The sequence below is a fragment of the Pseudomonas sp. SORT22 genome (assembly GCF_018417635.1).
GTDB lineage: Bacteria > Pseudomonadota > Gammaproteobacteria > Pseudomonadales > Pseudomonadaceae > Aquipseudomonas.
The window spans coordinates 915912-934387 of the sequence record NZ_CP071007.1; the positions used below are offsets into that span (position 1 = coordinate 915912).

Here is an 18476-nt window from a genome sequence, read left to right on the forward strand (position 1 = left end):
GGGCCGTGGCGTCTGGTGCGCCGCGTGCCCCGGTCAATCAGGCGGTGATTCGAAGGCGCGGCTATCAGGCACCCAGTTCGCGGACCAGCGAGTCGCGGGTGATTTCGCTGATCGATTTGGCGCCTGTCAGCACCATGGCCACGCGCATTTCTTTTTCGAACAGCTCCAGCAGGTTCTTCACCCCGGCTTCACCGGCGGTGGCCAGGGCGTAGAGGAATGCACGGCCGATCAACACGGTGTCGGCGCCCAGGGCGATCATGCGCACCACGTCCAGGCCGCTGCGGATGCCGGAGTCGGCGAGAATCTTCAGATCGCCTTTGACCGCGTCGGCAATCGCCGGCAGGGCGCGGGCACTCGACAGCACGCCATCGAGCTGGCGGCCGCCGTGGTTGGAGACGACGATGCCGTCGGCGCCGAACTTCACGGCGTCCTTGGCATCTTGCGGGTCGAGGATGCCCTTGATCACCATCGGGCCTTCCCAGAATTCGCGGATCCACTCAAGGTCTTTCCAGGAAATCGACGGGTCGAAATTGGCGCCCAGCCAGCCGATGTAATCGGCCAGCCCCGTGGGGCTGCCGCGGTAGGCGGAGATGTTGCCCAAGTCATGGGGTTTGCCCAGCAGGCCGACATCCACGGCCCACTGCGGGTGGGTCATGGCCTGCCAGACGCGGCGCAGCGGCGCGTTCGGGCCGCTCATGCCGGAGTGCGCATCGCGGTAGCGGGCGCCGGGCACCGGCATGTCCACGGTGAACACCAGGGTGGTAACGCCAGCGGCCTTGGCGCGCTCCAGGGCGTTGCGCATGAAGCCGCGATCCTTGAGCACATAGAGCTGGAACCACATCGGCCGGTCAATGGCCGGCGCCACTTCTTCGATCGGGCACACCGACACCGTCGACAGGGTGAACGGAATGCCTTTGGCCGCTGCCGCCCGCGCCGCCTGGACTTCGCCGCGGCGTGCGTACATGCCGGTCAGGCCGACCGGCGCCAGGGCCACCGGCATGCTCAGGGTTTCGTTGAACAGCTGGGTCTCGAGGCTCAGCTCGGACATGTTCTTCAATACGCGCTGGCGCAGGGCGATGCCGGCCAGGTCTTCGACGTTGTGGCGCAGCGTGTGCTCGGCGTAGGCACCGCCGTCGGCGTAGTGGAACAGGAATGGCGGCAGCTTGCGTTGGGCTGCTGCGCGGTAATCGGTAGCGGCAGAAATGATCATGGGGTCTCGCAGCGTTGGGTGAAGGGGAGCTGCCGGGCGCACCACAACGCGCCCGGCCCCTGACACTTTAGTGAACCAGCATGCCGGTCAGCCAATAAGCCTGGATCAAGGTGATCAGGCCAACGATAGTGGCGAAGAACAAGCTGTGCTTGAGGGTGAAGCGGAACAGGTCCGACTCTTTGCCGACCAGGCCGGTAGCGGCGCAGGCCACGGCGATCGACTGCGGCGAAATCATTTTGCCAGTCACGCCGCCGCTGGTGTTGGCGGCCACCAGCAGGGTGTCGTTGACCCCGATCTGGTGCGCGGTGGTGGCCTGCAGCGAGCTGAACAGGGCGTTCGACGAAGTATCGGAACCGGTCAGGAACACGCCCAGCCAGCCGAGGAACGGCGAGAAGAACGGGAACGCCGCGCCAGTGCCGGCCAGTACCAGGGCCATGGTCGACGACATGCCCGAGTAGTTGGTGACGAAGGCAAAGGCCAGGACCATGCCGATCGACAGGATCGGCCAGCGCAGTTCGAAGAAGGTCTCTTTCAAAGTGGTCAGACCAGTTTTGAAATTGATCTTCAGCACCAGCATCGAGATCAGCGCCGAGAAGAAAATCGCGGTACCGGTGGCAGAAATCGGGTCGAGCTTGAACACCGCCGGGATCGCCGTCGGGGTGGCGACGATCGGTGCGGTCTTGATCACCAGTTGGTCAAGGTGCGGGATGGCGAAGTTGAATACCCAGCTGTACATCGAGCCACCGGCGGCGAAAGCGGCCTTGAACGGCTTGAGGGTCCAGATGGTGACCAGCACGGTGAGGATCAGGAACGGCGACCAGGCTTTGAAGATCTCGCCGAAGCTGTACGGCGAAGGCTGGCTGCCACCGCTCTGTACCACAGCGGCGCCAACACTACCGGGGGCGGCGGCGAACGAACGCTTGGGCTGCCAGACCTTGAGGAACAGGGTCAGGGAAATCAGGCTGGCCAGGGCCGAGGTGATGTCCGGCAGTTCCGGGCCAATGAAGTTCGAGGTGAAGTACTGGGTCACGGCAAAGCTCAGGCCGGCCACCAGGGCGGCTGGCCAGGTCTCTTTGACGCCGCGCAGGCCGTCCATCATGAACACCAGCCAGAACGGTACGAATAGCGACAGCAAGGGCAGCTGGCGGCCGGTCATGGCGCCGATCTTGAACGCATCGATACCGGTGACCTGGCCGGCCACGATGATCGGGATGCCCAGGGCGCCGAAGGCCACAGGCGCGGTGTTGGCGATCAGGCACAGGCCGGCGGCGTACAGCGGGTTGAAGCCCAGGCCCACGAGCAGGGCGGCGGTGATCGCCACCGGGGCGCCGAAGCCTGCCGCACCTTCAAGGAAGGCGCCGAAGCAGAAACCGATCAACAGCACCTGCAGGCGCTGGTCGTCGGTAATCGACAGCACCGAGCTGCGGATCACTTCGAACTGGCCGCTCTTGACCGTCAGCTTGTACAGGAACACTGCGGCGACAATGATCCAGGCAATCGGCCACAGGCCATAGGCAAAGCCGTATCCGGCGGCGGCAAGGGCCATGTCGGCAGGCATCTGGAAAGCAAAGATCGCCACCAGGATCGACAGGCCCAGCGTGATGCTGCCAGCCACGTGACCCTTGAGGCGGAACACCGCCAGCGCGAGGAAAAAGAACACGATCGGGATGACTGCCGCGAGCGCGGACAGGCCAAGACTACCAAGCGGACTGTAAAGCTGTTGCCAGGTTTGCATATGGGGTGGCCCCTAATTGTTGTTGGTCAGGCACTGGCATTGGATAATTGGTAAGACCAATTTACAATGTCGAGGCGCTAGGTTAAAAGCCTCGAAGTGGCTGTGTCAATTTGTCCCAGGAAACTTTTCTTGGGATGGTTGAAGGGGAGCGGGCCTGAACGGCAGGGAAATTTGCCAACTGATTAGTGTCGGCGGGTCGCGGATGCGCCAGAATAGACAGCCCCGAACGCACTCGGGATTGTGGAGAGCATGTGATGGTTTTTGATCAGGTCCGCCAACGCCGTTTGTCCGACGATATCGTCGAACGGCTGGAAGGGATGATTCTCGAAGGCACCTTGACGGCCGGTCAGCGCCTGCCTGCCGAGCGGGCGCTGGCCGAGCAGTTCGGCGTGTCACGACCGTCGTTGCGCGAAGCGATCCAGAAGCTGGTGGCCAAGGGCTTGTTGGTCAGCCGCCAGGGCGGTGGTAACTATGTGGCCGAATCGCTCGGCTCGACCTTCAGTGACCCGCTGCTGCAGTTGCTCGAAAGCAACCCTGAAGCGCAGCGCGACTTGCTGGAATTCCGGCATACCCTGGAGGCATCCTGCGCCTATTATGCGGCGATCCGCGCCACCGAGCCGGATCGCCTGCGGCTCAAGGCGGCCTTCGACACTTTGCAGGATTGCTACGCCCGCGCTGATGAAGTCGACCGGGCCGAAGAGGGCGCGGCCGATGCGCGTTTTCATCTGGCAATCGCCGAAGCCAGTCATAACGCGGTGTTGTTGCACACCATTCGTGGCCTGTTCGACCTGCTCAAGCGCAACGTGGTGACCAACATCGGCGGCATGTACAAACAGCGCAGCGAAACCCGCGACATGCTCATCAGCCAGCACCGCGAGCTGTACCTGGCGATTGTCGAAGGGCGTGCCGAAGATGCACGCGAAGTCTCCAGCCGGCACATCACCTATGTGCAGGAAGTGCTCGATGAAGTGCGCCAGGAGGTTCAGCGGGTGGCGCGGGCGGAGCGGCGCAGCGGGCGCTAGCAATCGTGGGGCAAACTCGCCCCTGTAGGAGCGGGCTTGCCCCGCGATGAGGGCGCTTCAGGCTGGAATCAGTCTTCCTTGCCCTTGTTGCGTACCGCGCGCTGCAACTCGCGGTCGGAATCGCGCTCGCGCTGGGTATCGCGCTTGTCGTATTCCTTCTTGCCCTTGCCCAGTGCGATTTCGCACTTGATCAAGTGCTTGCTCCAATAGATCGACAAGGCCACGCAGGTGTAGCCCTTCTGCTGGACAGCCGCGTGCAGGCGTTCCAGCTCTCGACGGTTGAGCAGCAGTTTGCGGGTACGTGTCGGGTCGGCGATGACGTGAGTACTGGCGGCTGTCAGCGGCGTGATGTGGCTGCCCATCAGCCAGGCCTCGCCATCCTTGAGCACCACGTAACTGTCGGTCAGGTGCGCCTTGCCGGCACGCAGACTTTTTACTTCCCAACCGGACAGGACCAATCCGGCCTCGAACTTGTGCTCGATGAAGTAATCGTGACGCGCCTTTTTATTCTGCGCGATAGTCCCTGTCGGATGTTTCTTTTGTTTAGCCATAGGGGCGGCATTATAGGCAGTCGCCGCGCTGTCGGCTATGGGTAGCGGTGCGCTTGAGCCATTGCCGTGAATCCCGGACAATGCGCGCACTTGATGCGCTCAATGGCGCCCATCGGCATTCGGGTTGCGTTTGCCGCTCAGCTTTGGAATCGACCCCTGGATGACTACCCATATTCAACGTTCGGCCCTGCTGCCATATCCCGCCCAGGCCCTGTACGACCTGGTCAATGATGTCGCGCGCTACCCGGAGTTCCTGCCCTGGTGTTCGTCCAGCACCGTGATCGAAGAAAGCGACACGCACATGCGCGCACGCCTTGAGGTAGCCAAGGGCGGGATGAGCCAGCAGTTTGTAACCAGCAATGTGCTGGTGCCGGGCCAGTCCATCGAAATGAACCTTGAAGAAGGGCCATTTTCCCAGCTGCATGGTGTCTGGGTGTTCAAGCCGTTGGGCGAGAAAGCCTGCAAGATCAGCCTCGACCTGTCGTTCGATTACGCCGGGCCATTGGTGCGTGCCACCTTGGGGCCGTTGTTCAACCAGGCCGCCAACACTCTTGTCGATGCTTTCTGCCAGCGTGCCAAGCAGCTCCATGTCTGAAGCCTTGCTGACCGTCGAGGTGGTGTATGCCGTGGCTGAGCGGCAGGTGCTGCTCAGTGTTGAGGTGCCGGCGGGTGCGACTATCAATGAAGCAGTAAAACTGTCGGGGATCGCCGCGCATTTTCCCGAGGCCGATATTCAGGCCTGCCCGGTTGGTGTCTTTGGCCGGGTGATCGGCAATCCTGAAGAATATAAAGTCGAGTCAGGTGATCGCGTCGAGCTTTATCGGCCCTTGCTGGCGGACCCGAAAGAGGTGCGCAAACAGCGCGCGGCCAAGGTTGCTCGGGTCTTCAAGAAAGCCAAGCGCTGAATTTCAGGCAATAAAAAGCCCGGACGGGTCCGGGCTTTTTTGTACGCGCTGCAGGCTTACTGCGGCGAAGTATCCAGCGGCTCGGGCACCGGCACCGGGATAACCTCAATGGTATCGACGTCTTTCTGGATGGTGTCTTCCAGCGAGCCTGGCTTGGCAGGTTTTTCCTGCGCAGCGGGTTCGGTGCTGCCGGTCGGGCTGACAGTCGTATCGCCGCTGCCACCGAGGATTTCCTGGTCGCGGCTGACACCCGGCATGAAGTCGCCGGACAGGCTGCTGAGCTGGTCGTTCTCGTTGAAGAAGATGCTCATGCGCTCCTGTTGGCGCTCACCGCCGCCAGGCTGCAGGCTGTACAGGTAATCCCAGCGATTGGTATGGAACGTATCCTGGATCAGCGGGTTGCCCATGATAAACCGTACTTGCCGACGGGTCATTCCGGGGCGCAATTGGTCTATCATGTCTTGCGTGACGACATTGCCCTGCTGGATGTCGATTTTGTAAACCCCGGGGAACGAGCAACCGGCGAGTGCGAGCAGTCCCACGAAGGTGAGGCTGGTTAGCAAGAGCTTGGTGTTTTGCATCGGTGGGCGACTTCCACTATCTTGGCTGGACAACGTAAACCCCGATCATACCCGTATTCAGAGAAGCTGCGAAGCAGCATCGGCGAGAAAGCTGACCATGGTTGAAAATAGCGAACTGCGCAAAGCCGGTCTCAAGGTGACACTGCCTCGAGTGAAAATTCTACAGATGCTCGACTCTACCGAGCAGCGTCACATGAGTGCTGAGGATGTCTACAAAGCGCTGATGGAGGCAGGCGAGGACGTCGGTCTGGCCACGGTTTACCGTGTTCTGACCCAGTTCGAAGCCGCAGGCCTGGTCGTGCGCCACAACTTCGATGGCGGCCACGCCGTGTTCGAGCTGGCTGACGGTGGTCACCACGATCACATGGTCAACGTCGATTCCGGCGAAGTCATCGAGTTCTTCGACAGTGAAATCGAGAAGCGCCAGAAGCAAATCGTGGAAGAGCACGGTTTCGAGCTGGTGGACCACAATCTGGTCCTGTACGTACGCAAGAAAAAGTAAGCAATTATTACATTGCTGCATATGTACTGAAGGCGACCCTGGGGTCGCCTTCGTGCTTTCTGGCTGGCAGCTTTTTATAGTTGCGCGTTTCAGGCCTTGCTGGTGACCACCATCTTGCGGGCGTGGGCCAGGGATTCTTTGGTCAGGTCGATGCCGCCGAGCATGCGTGCAACCTCTTCAACGCGCTCGCGCTTGCCCAGGTTGGCCACTGCGGTGTGGGTGGCATCGCTGTCGCGCACCTTGTGCACGAACAGGTGGTGATGGCCCTGGGCAGCCACTTGCGGCAAGTGAGTGACGGTCAGCACCTGGCCGCGCTCGCCCAGGCGGCGCAGCAGCTGGCCGACGATCTCTGCCGTTGGCCCGCCGATGCCGACGTCGACTTCGTCGAACACCAGGGTCGGGATGCGCGAGGTCTGCGCAGTAATCACCTGGATTGCCAGGCTGATCCGCGACAGCTCGCCACCGGAAGCCACCTTGGCCAGGGCCTTGAGCGGCTGCCCGGGGTTGGCGCTGACCAGCAGCTCGACCTGCTCCAGGCCCTGGGGTTGCAGTTCGTCGCTGCTGTTGGGTCGCAGCTCGATGCTGAAACGCCCGCCTGGCATGCCCAGGCGCTGGATTTCCTGCTCCACTGCACTGGCCAGCTGGCTGGCGGCTTGCTGGCGCAGGGCGCTCAGTTCGCCGGCCTTGTCCTGGTAGTGGCGGGCATAGGCGGCCAGTTCTTCACCCAGGCGCTCGATCGATTCGTCGTTGGCGTTGAGGTTCTCCAGCTCCTCCATCAGGCGCTGCTGCAGGCCAGCCAGCTCGGTGGGGTGCACCCGGTGTTTGCGGGCGAGGGTATAGATGGTGTCGAGGCGCTCTTCGAGCTGCTGCAGGCGCGCCGGGTCGGCGTCGAAGTTGTCGAGGAAGCGGTTCAGCTCGCCAACCGCTTCTTCTACCTGGATCTGCGCACTGGCGATCATGCTGGCTGCCTCGCCCAGGGCCTTGGGCGCGTTGTGCACGGCGGTCAGGCGGTTGAGGCTGGCGGTCAGGGCATTGAGCACGTTGCCCGAGTCGTTCTCGCTGCAGTGGTCGATGACCTGGCGGCAGATGCCGAACAGTGCTTCGGCGTTGGTCAGGTTCTTGTGTTCCTGCTCCAGCAGTTCCAGCTCGTTCTCGCCCAGGCCAAGGTTGTCGAGTTCTTCGAGCTGATAGCTGAGCAACTGGTGCTGCGCGCGCTGCTCATCGCCGGAATTGGACAGCCGCTCCAGCTCCTGGCGGGTCTGGCGCCAGCGCTGGGCGGCAAGCTGGACCTGGCGGGCGAGGTCGGTGGCGCCGGCGTATTCATCGAGCAGGCGCCGATGCGTGTCGGTTTTCAGCAGTGACTGGTGTTCGTGCTGGCTGTGGATGTCGATCAGCAGCTCGCCCAGGGCCTTGAGGTCGCCGAGCGGGCAGGGCGTGCCGTTGATATAGCCACGGCTACGGCCTTCGGCGGTGATCACCCGGCGCAGGATGCACGGGCCGTCGCTGTCGAGGTCGCGTTCGGCGAGCCAGCTGCGCGCCTCGGGGATGTCGACCAGGTCGAAGGTGGCAAGGATGTCGGCCTTGTCGGCCCCTGGGCGCACCACGCCACTGTCGGCGCGATCGCCCAGGGTCAGGCCCAGGGCGTCGAGCATGATCGATTTGCCGGCCCCGGTTTCACCGGTGATGACGCTCATCCCGCGAGCGAGCTCGAGGTCCAGGTGTTCGACGATGGCGTAGTTGTGTACGGACAGGTGCACCAGCATTGGGGCGGCTCCCAGGCGTTAGGTCTGGTTATTTATACAGTGTTTTTAAATCCACTGACAATGCTGATGTTTAGTTCAATTTGGTAATCGCGGCGCGGTTCTGATTGCGCTGGGTTATGAGCGAATGTGTACAAGCTGTGTTGCCGGCCCTTGAACCTGGGTTTTGCGACCCCATATAGCCGGCAGACGCGCGAGTAATGCTCGCAGACCTTATTCGAGAGGAGAGATTTTATGGCTGACGAACAGCTGGATGAACAGAATCTGAACGCCGAAGCGACTGGCGACCAAGAGCTGAGCGCCCGCGTGCAGATGCTCGAAGAGCAGCTGGCGGCGGCCCAGGATCAATCCCTGCGCACCGCCGCCGACCTGCAGAACGTGCGCCGCCGCGCCGAGCAGGACGTAGAAAAGGCGCACAAGTTCGCCCTGGAAAAATTCGCCGGTGACCTGCTGCCGGTCATCGACAGCCTCGAGCGCGGCCTGGAACTGTCCAGCCCCGACGACGAGAGCATTCGCCCGATGCGCGAAGGTATCGAGCTGACCCTGAAGATGTTCCACGACACCCTCAAGCGCTACAACCTCGAGGCCATCGACCCGCACGGCGAACCGTTCAATGCCGAGCACCATCAGGCGATGGCCATGCAGGAAAGCGCCGAGGTCGAGCCCAACAGCGTGCTCAAGGTGTTCCAGAAGGGCTACCAGCTCAACGGTCGCCTGCTGCGCCCGGCCATGGTCGTGGTCAGCAAGGCCCCGGCAGCGGTTTCGCCGTCGATTGACGAGCAGGCTTGAAATCGTTTTCGGCGCCCCCATCTAGGTGTCAAGCATTCAAGTATTACCGCAGTTAGCCACCACTGCTGCGGCAACCAAATTCAAGTTTCGGGAGAGTTAACATGGGTAAAATCATCGGTATCGACCTGGGGACCACCAACTCCTGTGTCTCCATTCTGGAAAACGGCAACGTCAAGGTCATCGAGAACGCCGAAGGCGCTCGTACCACGCCGTCGATCATCGCCTACGCCAACGACGGCGAAATCCTGGTTGGCCAGTCGGCCAAGCGCCAGGCGGTCACCAACCCGCACAACACCCTGTACGCGGTAAAACGTCTGATCGGTCGTCGCTTCGAAGAAGAAGTGGTGCAGAAAGACATCCAGATGGTTCCGTACAAAATTGTCAAAGCTGACAACAACGACGCCTGGGTTGAAGTGAACGGCCAGAAAATGGCGCCGCCACAAATCTCGGCTGAAATCCTGAAAAAAATGAAGAAGACCGCCGAAGACTACCTCGGCGAGCCAGTGACCGAAGCGGTGATCACCGTTCCGGCCTACTTCAACGACAGCCAGCGCCAGGCCACCAAAGACGCCGGCCGTATCGCCGGTCTGGACGTCAAGCGGATCATCAACGAGCCGACCGCGGCTGCGCTGGCCTATGGCATGGACAAGGCCAAGGGCGATCACACCGTGATCGTTTATGACCTGGGTGGCGGTACCTTCGACGTTTCGGTAATCGAAATCGCCGAAGTCGATGGCGAGCACCAGTTCGAAGTTCTGGCCACCAACGGTGACACTTTCCTCGGTGGTGAAGACTTCGACATCCGCCTGATCGACTACCTCGTCGACGAGTTCAAGAAAGAAAGCGGCATGAACCTCAAGGGTGACCCGCTGGCTATGCAGCGCCTGAAAGAAGCCGCTGAAAAGGCCAAGATCGAGCTGTCTTCGAGCCAGATGACCGACGTCAACCTGCCGTACATCACTGCAGACGCCACCGGTCCTAAGCACCTGAACGTGAAGATCTCCCGCGCCAAGCTGGAATCGCTGGTAGAAGACCTGGTTCAGCGCACCATCGAGCCATGCCGCATCGCCATGAAAGACGCCGGTATCGACGTCAGCAAGATCGACGACGTGATCCTGGTCGGCGGTCAGACCCGTATGCCGCTGGTGCAAAAAGCGGTTACCGACTTCTTCGGCAAAGAAGCGCGTAAAGACGTCAACCCGGACGAAGCGGTTGCCATGGGTGCTGCCATCCAGGGTGCGGTACTGGCCGGTGACGTCAAGGACGTATTGCTGCTGGACGTCAGCCCGCTGACCCTGGGTATCGAAACCATGGGCGGCGTGATGACCGCGCTGATCGAGAAGAACACCACTATTCCGACCAAGAAGTCGCAAGTGTTCTCGACTGCCGATGACAACCAGGGCGCCGTGACCATTCACGTGCTGCAAGGTGAGCGTAAGCAGGCTGCACAGAACAAGTCCCTGGGCAAGTTCGACCTGGCCGACATTCCACCTGCTCCACGTGGTGTGCCACAAATCGAAGTGACCTTCGACATCGACGCCAACGGCATCCTGCACGTCGGCGCCAAAGACAAGGCCACTGGCAAGACCCAGTCGATCGTGATCAAGGCCAACTCCGGCCTGTCTGATGAAGAAATTCAGCAGATGATCCGCGACGCTGAAGCGAACTCGGAAGAAGACCGCAAGTTCGAAGAGCTGGCCGCTGCCCGTAACCAGGGCGATGCACTGGTTCACTCGACTCGCAAGATGGTCGTTGATGCTGGTGACAAGGTCACTGCTGACGAGAAAACCGCGATCGAAGCGGCCGTGGTTGCCCTGGAAGCCGCCATCAAGGGCGACGACAAGGCTGCCATCGACGCTAAAGTCGAAGAGCTGTCGAAGGTCTCGGCTCCGGTTGCCCAGAAGATGTACGCCGAGCAGTCGGCTGAACAGCCTCAGGGTGGTGCTCAGCAAGCTGAGCCGGAAGCCAAGCACGACGACGTCGTCGATGCCGAGTTTGAAGAAGTCAAAGACAACAAGTAATTGCTACAGGTTGTCGGCCAGTTGACTGTTTATTGATGGTTGGCTGGTAGGATGTCGCCGCGCGGGGGCTTGCTCCCGCGTTGGCGTGTCTGCAATACCCGAATTTTTACAGCATCTGTCAGCCGCCCATGGGGCAGGTGAGGCGGGTGCTGGCGGCACAGCGCGGAATGCGCAGAGGTTTGCCGAACGTCCTCAAGAGTGCAAAGACTTATGGCAAAGCGTGACTATTACGAAGTTCTGGGAGTTGAGCGCGGCTCCAGTGAAGCGGACCTGAAGAAGGCCTATCGCCGCCTGGCGATGAAGCATCACCCGGACCGTAATCCTGATGACAAGGACTCGGAAGAGAAATTCAAGGAAGCCAACGAGGCTTACGAAGTGCTCTCCGATGCCAGCAAGCGTGCGGCCTATGACCAGTATGGTCATGCCGGCGTGGATCCGAGCATGGGTGGCGGCGGTGCCGGTTTCGGCGGCGCGAACTTCTCGGATATCTTCGGCGATGTGTTCAGCGATTTCTTCGGCGGTGGCCGTGGTGGTTCGCGCGGTGGCGCCCAGCGTGGCAGCGACCTGCGCTACACCCTGGAACTGAACCTGGAAGAAGCCGTGCGCGGCACCACGGTCAATATCCGTGTGCCGACGCTGGTCAACTGCAAGCCGTGCGACGGTTCCGGGGCCAAGAAAGGCTCGTCGCCGTCGACCTGCCCGACCTGTGGCGGTATCGGTCAGGTGCGCATGCAGCAGGGCTTCTTCTCGGTCCAGCAGACCTGCCCGCGCTGCCACGGCCAGGGCAAGATCATCACCGACCCGTGCGATTCGTGCCACGGCGAAGGGCGCATCGAAGAGTACAAGACGCTGTCGGTCAAGGTCCCGGCTGGCGTTGATACCGGCGACCGTATTCGTCTGTCTGGTGAAGGTGAAGCCGGTTCGCACGGCGGCCCGACTGGCGACCTGTACGTTGTCATCAACGTGCGTGAGCACCCGATTTTCCAGCGCGACGGCAAGCACCTGTATTGTGAAGTGCCGATCAGCTACACCGACGCTGCCCTGGGTGGCGAGCTGGAAGTGCCGACCCTCGATGGCCGGGTCAAGCTGAAGATCCCGGAAGGCACCCAGACCGGCAAGCAGTTCCGTCTGCGCGGCAAAGGTGTGGCACCGGTTCGCGGTGGTGGTGCCGGTGACCTGATGTGCCGGGTCGCGGTGGAAACCCCGGTCAACCTCAGCCGTCGCCAGCGTGAGCTGCTCGAAGAGCTGCGTGATTCGCTGGAAGGCGACAGTTCCCACTCGCCGAAAGCCAATGGCTGGTTCGAAGGCGTGAAACGCTTCTTCGGCGATCTGTAAGAAGGAATAGGGCATGCGACGTATAGCGGTAATGGGCGCGGCAGGGCGCATGGGCAAGACCCTGATCGAAGCGGTGCAGCAAACCCCGGGTGCCGGGCTGACCGCAGCGATCGATCGCCCGGACAGTTCGCTGGTCGGCGCTGATGCCGGTGAACTGGCGGCTCTGGGCCGAATCGGTGTGTTGCTGTCGGACGATCTGGCCAAGGTTGCCGACGAGTTCGACGTGCTGATCGACTTCACTCACCCCTCGGTGACCCTGAAGAACCTGGCGTTCTGCCGCAAGGCAGGCAAGGCGATGATCATCGGCACCACCGGTTTCTCGGTCGAAGAAAAGCAACTGCTGGCCGAGGCGGGCAAGGACATTCCTATCGTCTTCGCCGCCAACTTCAGCGTTGGCGTCAACCTCAGCCTCAAGTTGCTGGACATGGCGGCGCGGGTGCTGGGCGATGATGTCGATATCGAGATCATCGAGGCGCACCACCGGCACAAGGTCGATGCGCCGTCGGGTACCGCGCTGCGCATGGGTGAAGTGGTTGCCAATGCCCTGGGCCGTGACCTGCAGGAAGTGGCGGTATATGGCCGTGAAGGCCAGACCGGCGCGCGTGATCGCAAGACCATCGGTTTTGCCACTGTGCGCGCTGGCGATGTGGTCGGTGATCACACCGTGCTGTTCGCTGCCGAAGGTGAGCGCCTGGAGATCACCCACAAGGCCTCCAGTCGCATGACCTTCGCCAAGGGTGCGGTACGTGCCGCGCTGTGGCTGGACGGGCGCGAGCCTGGCTTGTACGACATGCAGGACGTGCTCGACCTGCGTTGACCTGCGCTGTATCCCCTGTGGGAGCGGGCTTGACCCGCGATTGCGGTTTGTCTGTCACGCCGCAATCGCGGGTCAAGCCCGCTCCCACAAGACCCTCCCAGTGCGCCCTGTCGCATTACTGCGCCTTTCAGGCACATCAGTGGTAGACCAAAAAAGCGTTTTTCTGTAAGCTACAGCTTTAGTGTGTCCACTAAAAGCGCGCAGATAATTCGACGAAGAAAGCGGGGTGACGTGTCTATACGTCATTCCGCTTTTTTGCAACCTGCGATCGCCCCTTCAGGCTTGATTTACGGGAGGTCTTCTTGACTAAGCCAGCCATACTCGCCCTTGCCGATGGCAGCATTTTTCGCGGTGAAGCCATTGGAGCCGACGGTCAAACCGTTGGTGAGGTGGTGTTTAACACCGCAATGACCGGCTATCAGGAAATCCTGACTGACCCTTCCTATGCGCAGCAAATCGTTACCCTGACTTACCCGCACATCGGCAACACCGGCACCACGCCGGAAGACGCCGAGTCCGACCGCGTCTGGTCGGCGGGCCTGGTGATTCGCGACCTGCCTCTGATCGCGAGCAACTGGCGCAACAAGCAATCCCTGCCTGACTACCTCAAGGCCAACAACGTAGTGGCGATCGCAGGTATCGACACCCGTCGCCTGACCCGCATCCTGCGTGAGAAGGGCGCGCAGAACGGCTGCATCCTCGCCGGCGACAACATCAGCGAAGAGGCTGCAATCGCCGCCGCTCGCGGTTTTCCGGGCCTGAAGGGCATGGACCTGGCGAAAGTCGTCAGCACCAAGAGCAGCTACGAATGGCGCTCCAGCGTCTGGGAGCTGAAGACCGACAGCCACGCCACAATCGAGGCGTCCGAGCTGCCTTACCACGTGGTTGCCTACGACTTCGGCGTCAAGCTGAACATCCTGCGCATGCTGGTTGCCCGCGGTTGCCGCCTGACCGTAGTGCCGGCGCAAACCCCGGCCAGCGAAGTTCTGGCACTCAACCCTGATGGCGTGTTCCTGTCCAACGGCCCTGGCGATCCGGAGCCTTGCGACTACGCGATCCAGGCGATCAAGGACATCCTCGAAACCGAGATCCCGGTATTCGGCATCTGCCTGGGCCACCAGTTGCTGGCCCTGGCCTCCGGTGCCAAGACCGTGAAAATGGGTCATGGTCACCACGGCGCCAACCACCCGGTCCAGGACCTGGACACCGGCGTGGTCATGATCACCAGCCAGAACCACGGCTTTGCGGTTGACGAAGCGACCCTGCCGGGCAACGTGCGCGCCATCCACAAGTCGCTGTTCGACGGTACCCTGCAGGGTATCGAGCGCACCGACAAGAGCGCGTTCAGCTTCCAGGGCCACCCTGAAGCCAGCCCGGGCCCGACCGACGTCGCGCCACTGTTCGACCGTTTCATCGATGCCATGGCCAAGCGCCGCTGAGCATCTGGCGAGAAGGCCCTGGACCGGTGCAAGCCGCGTTCAGGTGCCGCCCCCAAGATTGTTCAATGCGGCTTGCCGACTGACCTGCGGAATTGAGTGACAACCCATGCCAAAACGTACAGACATCAAAAGCATCCTGATTCTCGGCGCTGGCCCGATCGTGATCGGCCAGGCCTGCGAATTCGACTACTCCGGCGCCCAGGCCTGTAAAGCCCTGCGCGAAGAGGGCTACCGCGTCATCCTGGTGAACTCCAACCCGGCCACCATCATGACCGACCCGGCCATGGCCGACGCCACCTACATCGAGCCGATCAAGTGGCAGACCGTTGCCAAGATCATCGAGAAGGAGCGTCCTGACGCGCTGCTGCCGACCATGGGTGGCCAGACTGCCCTGAACTGCGCCCTGGACCTGGAGCGCGAAGGCGTTCTGGAAAAGTTCGGCGTAGAGATGATCGGCGCCAACGCCGACACCATCGACAAGGCTGAAGACCGTTCGCGCTTCGACACCGCCATGAAGGCCATTGGCCTTGAGTGCCCGCGCTCCGGCATCGCCCACAGCATGGAAGAGGCCAACGCGGTGCTCGAGAAGCTCGGCTTCCCGTGCATCATCCGTCCGTCCTTCACCATGGGCGGCACCGGTGGCGGCATCGCCTACAACCGTGAAGAATTCGAAGAAATCTGCGCCCGTGGTCTGGACCTGTCGCCAACCAAAGAGCTGCTGATCGACGAATCGCTGATCGGCTGGAAAGAGTACGAGATGGAAGTGGTCCGCGACAAAAAGGACAACTGCATCATCGTCTGCTCGATCGAGAACTTCGACCCGATGGGCGTGCACACCGGTGACTCGATCACCGTGGCGCCAGCACAGACCCTGACCGACAAGGAATACCAGATCATGCGCAACGCCTCGCTGGCGGTGCTGCGTGAAATCGGTGTCGAGACCGGCGGTTCCAACGTGCAGTTCGGTATCTGCCCGGACACCGGCCGCATGGTCGTGATCGAGATGAACCCGCGGGTTTCCCGTTCCTCGGCGCTGGCCTCGAAAGCCACCGGCTTCCCGATCGCCAAGATCGCCGCCAAGCTGGCCGTCGGTTACACCCTCGACGAGCTGCAGAACGACATCACCGGCGGCCGTACCCCGGCGTCCTTCGAGCCGTCGATCGACTACGTCGTCACCAAGCTGCCGCGTTTCGCCTTCGAGAAATTCCCGAAAGCCGACGCCCGCCTGACCACCCAGATGAAATCCGTGGGTGAAGTCATGGCCATCGGCCGGACCTTCCAGGAATCGCTGCAGAAAGCCCTGCGCGGCCTGGAAGTTGGCGTTTGCGGCCTGGACCCGAAAGTCGACCTGGCCAGCCCTGACGCTGCCAGCATCCTCAAGCGCGAGCTGACCGTGCCGGGCGCCGAGCGCATCTGGTACGTCGCCGACGCCATGCGTTCGGGCATGACCTGCGACGAAATCTTCGCCCTGACCGGTATCGATCACTGGTTCCTGGTGCAGATGGAAGACCTGATCAAGGAAGAAGAGAAGGTCAAGACCCTGGCCCTGTCGGCGATCGACAAGGACCTGATGCTGCGTCTGAAGCGCAAGGGCTTCTCTGACCAGCGTCTGGCCAAGCTGCTGGGTATCACCGACAAGAACCTGCGTCGTCACCGCCACAAGCTGGAAGTGTTCCCGGTCTACAAGCGCGTCGACACCTGCGCCGCCGAGTTCGCCACCGACACCGCCTACCTGTACTCGACCTATGAGGAAGAGTGCGAGGCCAAGCCGTCGACCCGTGACAAGATCATGATCCTCGGTGGCGGTCCTAACCGTATCGGCCAGGGTATCGAGTTCGACTACTGCTGCGTGCACGCAGCACTGGCCCTGCGTGAAGACGGTTACGAGACCATCATGGTCAACTGCAACCCGGAAACCGTCTCCACCGACTACGACACTTCCGACCGCCTGTACTTCGAGCCGCTGACCCTGGAAGACGTGCTGGAAGTGGTTCGCGTCGAGAAGCCCAAAGGCGTGATCGTCCACTACGGCGGCCAGACCCCGCTGAAACTGGCTCGCGCCCTGGAAGAAGCCGGCGTGCCGATCATCGGTACCAGCCCGGACGCCATCGACCGCGCCGAAGACCGCGAGCGTTTCCAACAGATGGTTCAGCGCCTGAACCTGCTGCAGCCGCCAAACGCCACCGTGCGCAGCGAAGACGAAGCGATTCGCGCTGCCGGCGTGATCGGTTACCCGCTGGTGGTGCGCCCGTCCTACGTACTGGGCGGCCGCGCCATGGAGATCGTCTACGAGCTGGACGAGCTCAAGCGCTACCTGCGTGAAGCGGTGCAAGTGTCCAACGACAGCCCGGTGCTGCTCGACCACTTCCTCAACTGCGCTATCGAGATGGACGTGGATGCGGTCTGCGACGGCACCGATGTGGTGATCGGCGCGATCATGCAGCACATCGAACAAGCCGGTGTTCACTCTGGTGACTCGGCGTGCTCGCTGCCACCGTACTCGCTGCCGGCCCATGTGCAGGACGAAGTCCGCGAACAGGTCAAGAAAATGGCCCTGGAGCTGGGCGTTGTCGGCCTGATGAACGTGCAGCTGGCCCTGCAGGGCGACAAGATCTACGTGATCGAAGTCAACCCGCGCGCCTCGCGTACCGTACCGTTCGTCTCCAAGTGCATCGGCACCTCGCTGGCGATGATTGCCGCGCGCGTCATGGCTGGTAAATCGCTGAAGGAAATCGGCTTCACCAAGGAAATCATTCCTAACTTCTACAGCGTCAAGGAAGCGGTGTTCCCGTTTGCCAAGTTCCCGGGTGTTGACCCGATCCTCGGCCCTGAGATGAAATCCACCGGTGAAGTCATGGGTGTCGGCGACAGCTTCGGTGAAGCCTTCGCCAAGGCCCAGATGGGTGCCAGCGAAGTGCTGCCGACTGGCGGTACCGCGTTCATCAGCGTGCGTGACGACGACAAGCCACAAGTGGCCGGCGTTGCCCGCGACCTGATCGCCCTGGGCTTCGAAGTGGTTGCCACCGTCGGTACCGCCAAGGTCATCGAAGCGGCTGGCCTGAAAGTGCGTCGCGTGAACAAGGTGACCGAAGGTCGTCCGCACGTGGTCGACATGATCAAGAACGACGAAGTGTCGCTGATCATCAACACCACCGAAGGTCGTCAGTCGATCGCCGACTCCTACTCGATTCGTCGCAATGCGTTGCAGCACAAGATCTACTGCACCACCACCATTGCGGCCGGTGAAGCCATCTGCGAAGCGCTGAAATTTGGTCCGGAAAAGACCGTTCGCCGCTTGCAGGATCTGCATGCAGGACTCAAAGCATGAGCATTACCAAGTACCCGATGACCGTCCAGGGCGCTCGCGCCCTGGAGGAAGAGCACCTGTTCCTGAGCAAGACCGAGCGTCCGCGCCTGAGCCAGGCCATTGGTGAGGCCCGTGAGCTGGGCGACCTCAAGGAAAACGCCGAGTACCACGCTGCCCGTGAAGAGCAGGGTATGGTCGAGGCGCGTATCCGCGATATCGAAGGCCGTCTGCAGAACTCGGTGGTGATCGACGTCACCACCATTGCCCATACCGGCAAAGTGATTTTCGGCACCACCGTAGTGTTGGCCAACACCGAAACCGACGAAGAGGTGACCTACCAGATCGTTGGTGAGGACGAGGCGGACGTCAAGAACGGCAAGCTCTCGGTCGGTGCGCCGATCGCCCGCGCCATCATCGGCAAGGAAGAGGGCGATACCGTGGTGATCAAGACGCCAAGCGGTACGGTCGAGTACGAGATTGTCGAAGTCAAACACATCTGACC

General features: G+C 61.6%; 16 protein-coding genes. 11 read left to right on the forward strand and 5 right to left on the reverse strand.

Going from position 1 to position 18476, the window contains the following annotated elements; all coding sequences use genetic code 11:
- Positions 1-64: 64 nt before the first annotated feature.
- Entirely contained in the window at positions 65-1210 is a 1146-nt protein-coding gene (gene lldD, locus JYG36_RS04360) for an FMN-dependent L-lactate dehydrogenase LldD (RefSeq protein ID WP_045199765.1), read from the reverse strand.
- 67 nt (positions 1211-1277) lie between these two features.
- Positions 1278-2945, reverse strand: a complete 1668-nt coding sequence (locus tag JYG36_RS04365) for a lactate permease LctP family transporter (protein WP_093379286.1) — start codon at positions 2943-2945, stop codon at positions 1278-1280.
- 254 nt (positions 2946-3199) lie between these two features.
- Here JYG36_RS04365 and JYG36_RS04370 point away from each other — a divergent pair, with 254 nt between their 5' ends.
- Positions 3200-3967 carry a GntR family transcriptional regulator gene (locus JYG36_RS04370; RefSeq protein WP_045199761.1) on the forward strand — a complete coding sequence of 256 codons (768 nt, stop codon included), beginning with the start codon at positions 3200-3202 and terminating at the stop codon, positions 3965-3967.
- A gap of 68 nt (positions 3968-4035) precedes the next feature.
- Here the strand turns inward: JYG36_RS04370 and smpB are convergent, their stop codons facing one another.
- A complete protein-coding gene (gene smpB / locus JYG36_RS04375; protein ID WP_028944546.1) occupies positions 4036-4518 on the reverse strand; it encodes an SsrA-binding protein SmpB in 483 nt (160 codons plus the stop codon).
- Positions 4519-4678: 160 nt separating this feature from the next.
- Between smpB and JYG36_RS04380 the strand changes: the two genes are divergently transcribed.
- Both JYG36_RS04380 and JYG36_RS04385 read left to right on the forward strand, forming a co-directional pair.
- Positions 4679-5113 carry a type II toxin-antitoxin system RatA family toxin gene (locus tag JYG36_RS04380; protein ID WP_045199756.1) on the forward strand — a complete coding sequence of 145 codons (435 nt, stop codon included), beginning with the start codon at positions 4679-4681 and terminating at the stop codon, positions 5111-5113.
- Positions 5106-5423 (forward strand): RnfH family protein, encoded by a 318-nt coding sequence (locus JYG36_RS04385; protein WP_213603199.1) that lies wholly within the window; start codon positions 5106-5108, stop codon positions 5421-5423. The genes JYG36_RS04380 and JYG36_RS04385 overlap by 8 nt, the downstream gene beginning before the upstream one ends.
- Positions 5424-5479: 56 nt before the next feature.
- Here the strand turns inward: JYG36_RS04385 and JYG36_RS04390 are convergent, their stop codons facing one another.
- Positions 5480-6004 (reverse strand): outer membrane protein assembly factor BamE, encoded by a 525-nt coding sequence (locus tag JYG36_RS04390; RefSeq protein ID WP_045199752.1) that lies wholly within the window; start codon positions 6002-6004, stop codon positions 5480-5482.
- Between the two features lie 97 nt (positions 6005-6101).
- Between JYG36_RS04390 and fur the strand changes: the two genes are divergently transcribed.
- On the forward strand, positions 6102-6506 hold the full coding sequence (fur, locus tag JYG36_RS04395; protein WP_045199750.1) for a ferric iron uptake transcriptional regulator: 405 nt from the start codon (positions 6102-6104) through the stop codon (positions 6504-6506).
- An 89-nt stretch (positions 6507-6595) separates the two neighbouring features.
- Here the strand turns inward: fur and recN are convergent, their stop codons facing one another.
- Complete coding sequence (gene recN / locus JYG36_RS04400; protein WP_195885067.1) at positions 6596-8269, reverse strand: DNA repair protein RecN; 1674 nt, start codon at positions 8267-8269, stop codon at positions 6596-6598.
- A gap of 231 nt (positions 8270-8500) precedes the next feature.
- Between recN and grpE the strand changes: the two genes are divergently transcribed.
- The 7 genes from grpE to greA all read left to right on the forward strand — a co-directional run bounded on the left by grpE (position 8501) and on the right by greA (position 18474).
- Complete coding sequence (grpE, locus tag JYG36_RS04405) at positions 8501-9055, forward strand: nucleotide exchange factor GrpE (protein WP_213603200.1); 555 nt, start codon at positions 8501-8503, stop codon at positions 9053-9055.
- Between the two features lie 101 nt (positions 9056-9156).
- The gene (dnaK, locus tag JYG36_RS04410) at positions 9157-11076 is read left to right on the forward strand and encodes a molecular chaperone DnaK (RefSeq protein WP_038998651.1); all 1920 of its coding nucleotides are present in this window, start codon (positions 9157-9159) and stop codon (positions 11074-11076) included.
- Between the two features lie 210 nt (positions 11077-11286).
- On the forward strand, positions 11287-12411 hold the full coding sequence (dnaJ, locus tag JYG36_RS04415; protein ID WP_045199742.1) for a molecular chaperone DnaJ: 1125 nt from the start codon (positions 11287-11289) through the stop codon (positions 12409-12411).
- Positions 12412-12424: 13 nt separating this feature from the next.
- A complete protein-coding gene (gene dapB, locus JYG36_RS04420; RefSeq protein WP_038998653.1) occupies positions 12425-13228 on the forward strand; it encodes a 4-hydroxy-tetrahydrodipicolinate reductase in 804 nt (267 codons plus the stop codon).
- Between the two features lie 302 nt (positions 13229-13530).
- Complete coding sequence (gene carA, locus JYG36_RS04425; protein ID WP_045199740.1) at positions 13531-14667, forward strand: glutamine-hydrolyzing carbamoyl-phosphate synthase small subunit; 1137 nt, start codon at positions 13531-13533, stop codon at positions 14665-14667.
- A 106-nt stretch (positions 14668-14773) separates the two neighbouring features.
- Complete coding sequence (gene carB, locus JYG36_RS04430; protein WP_045199739.1) at positions 14774-17995, forward strand: carbamoyl-phosphate synthase large subunit; 3222 nt, start codon at positions 14774-14776, stop codon at positions 17993-17995.
- Complete coding sequence (gene greA, locus JYG36_RS04435; protein ID WP_176794211.1) at positions 17992-18474, forward strand: transcription elongation factor GreA; 483 nt, start codon at positions 17992-17994, stop codon at positions 18472-18474. The genes carB and greA overlap by 4 nt, the downstream gene beginning before the upstream one ends.
- Positions 18475-18476: the final 2 nt, after the last annotated feature.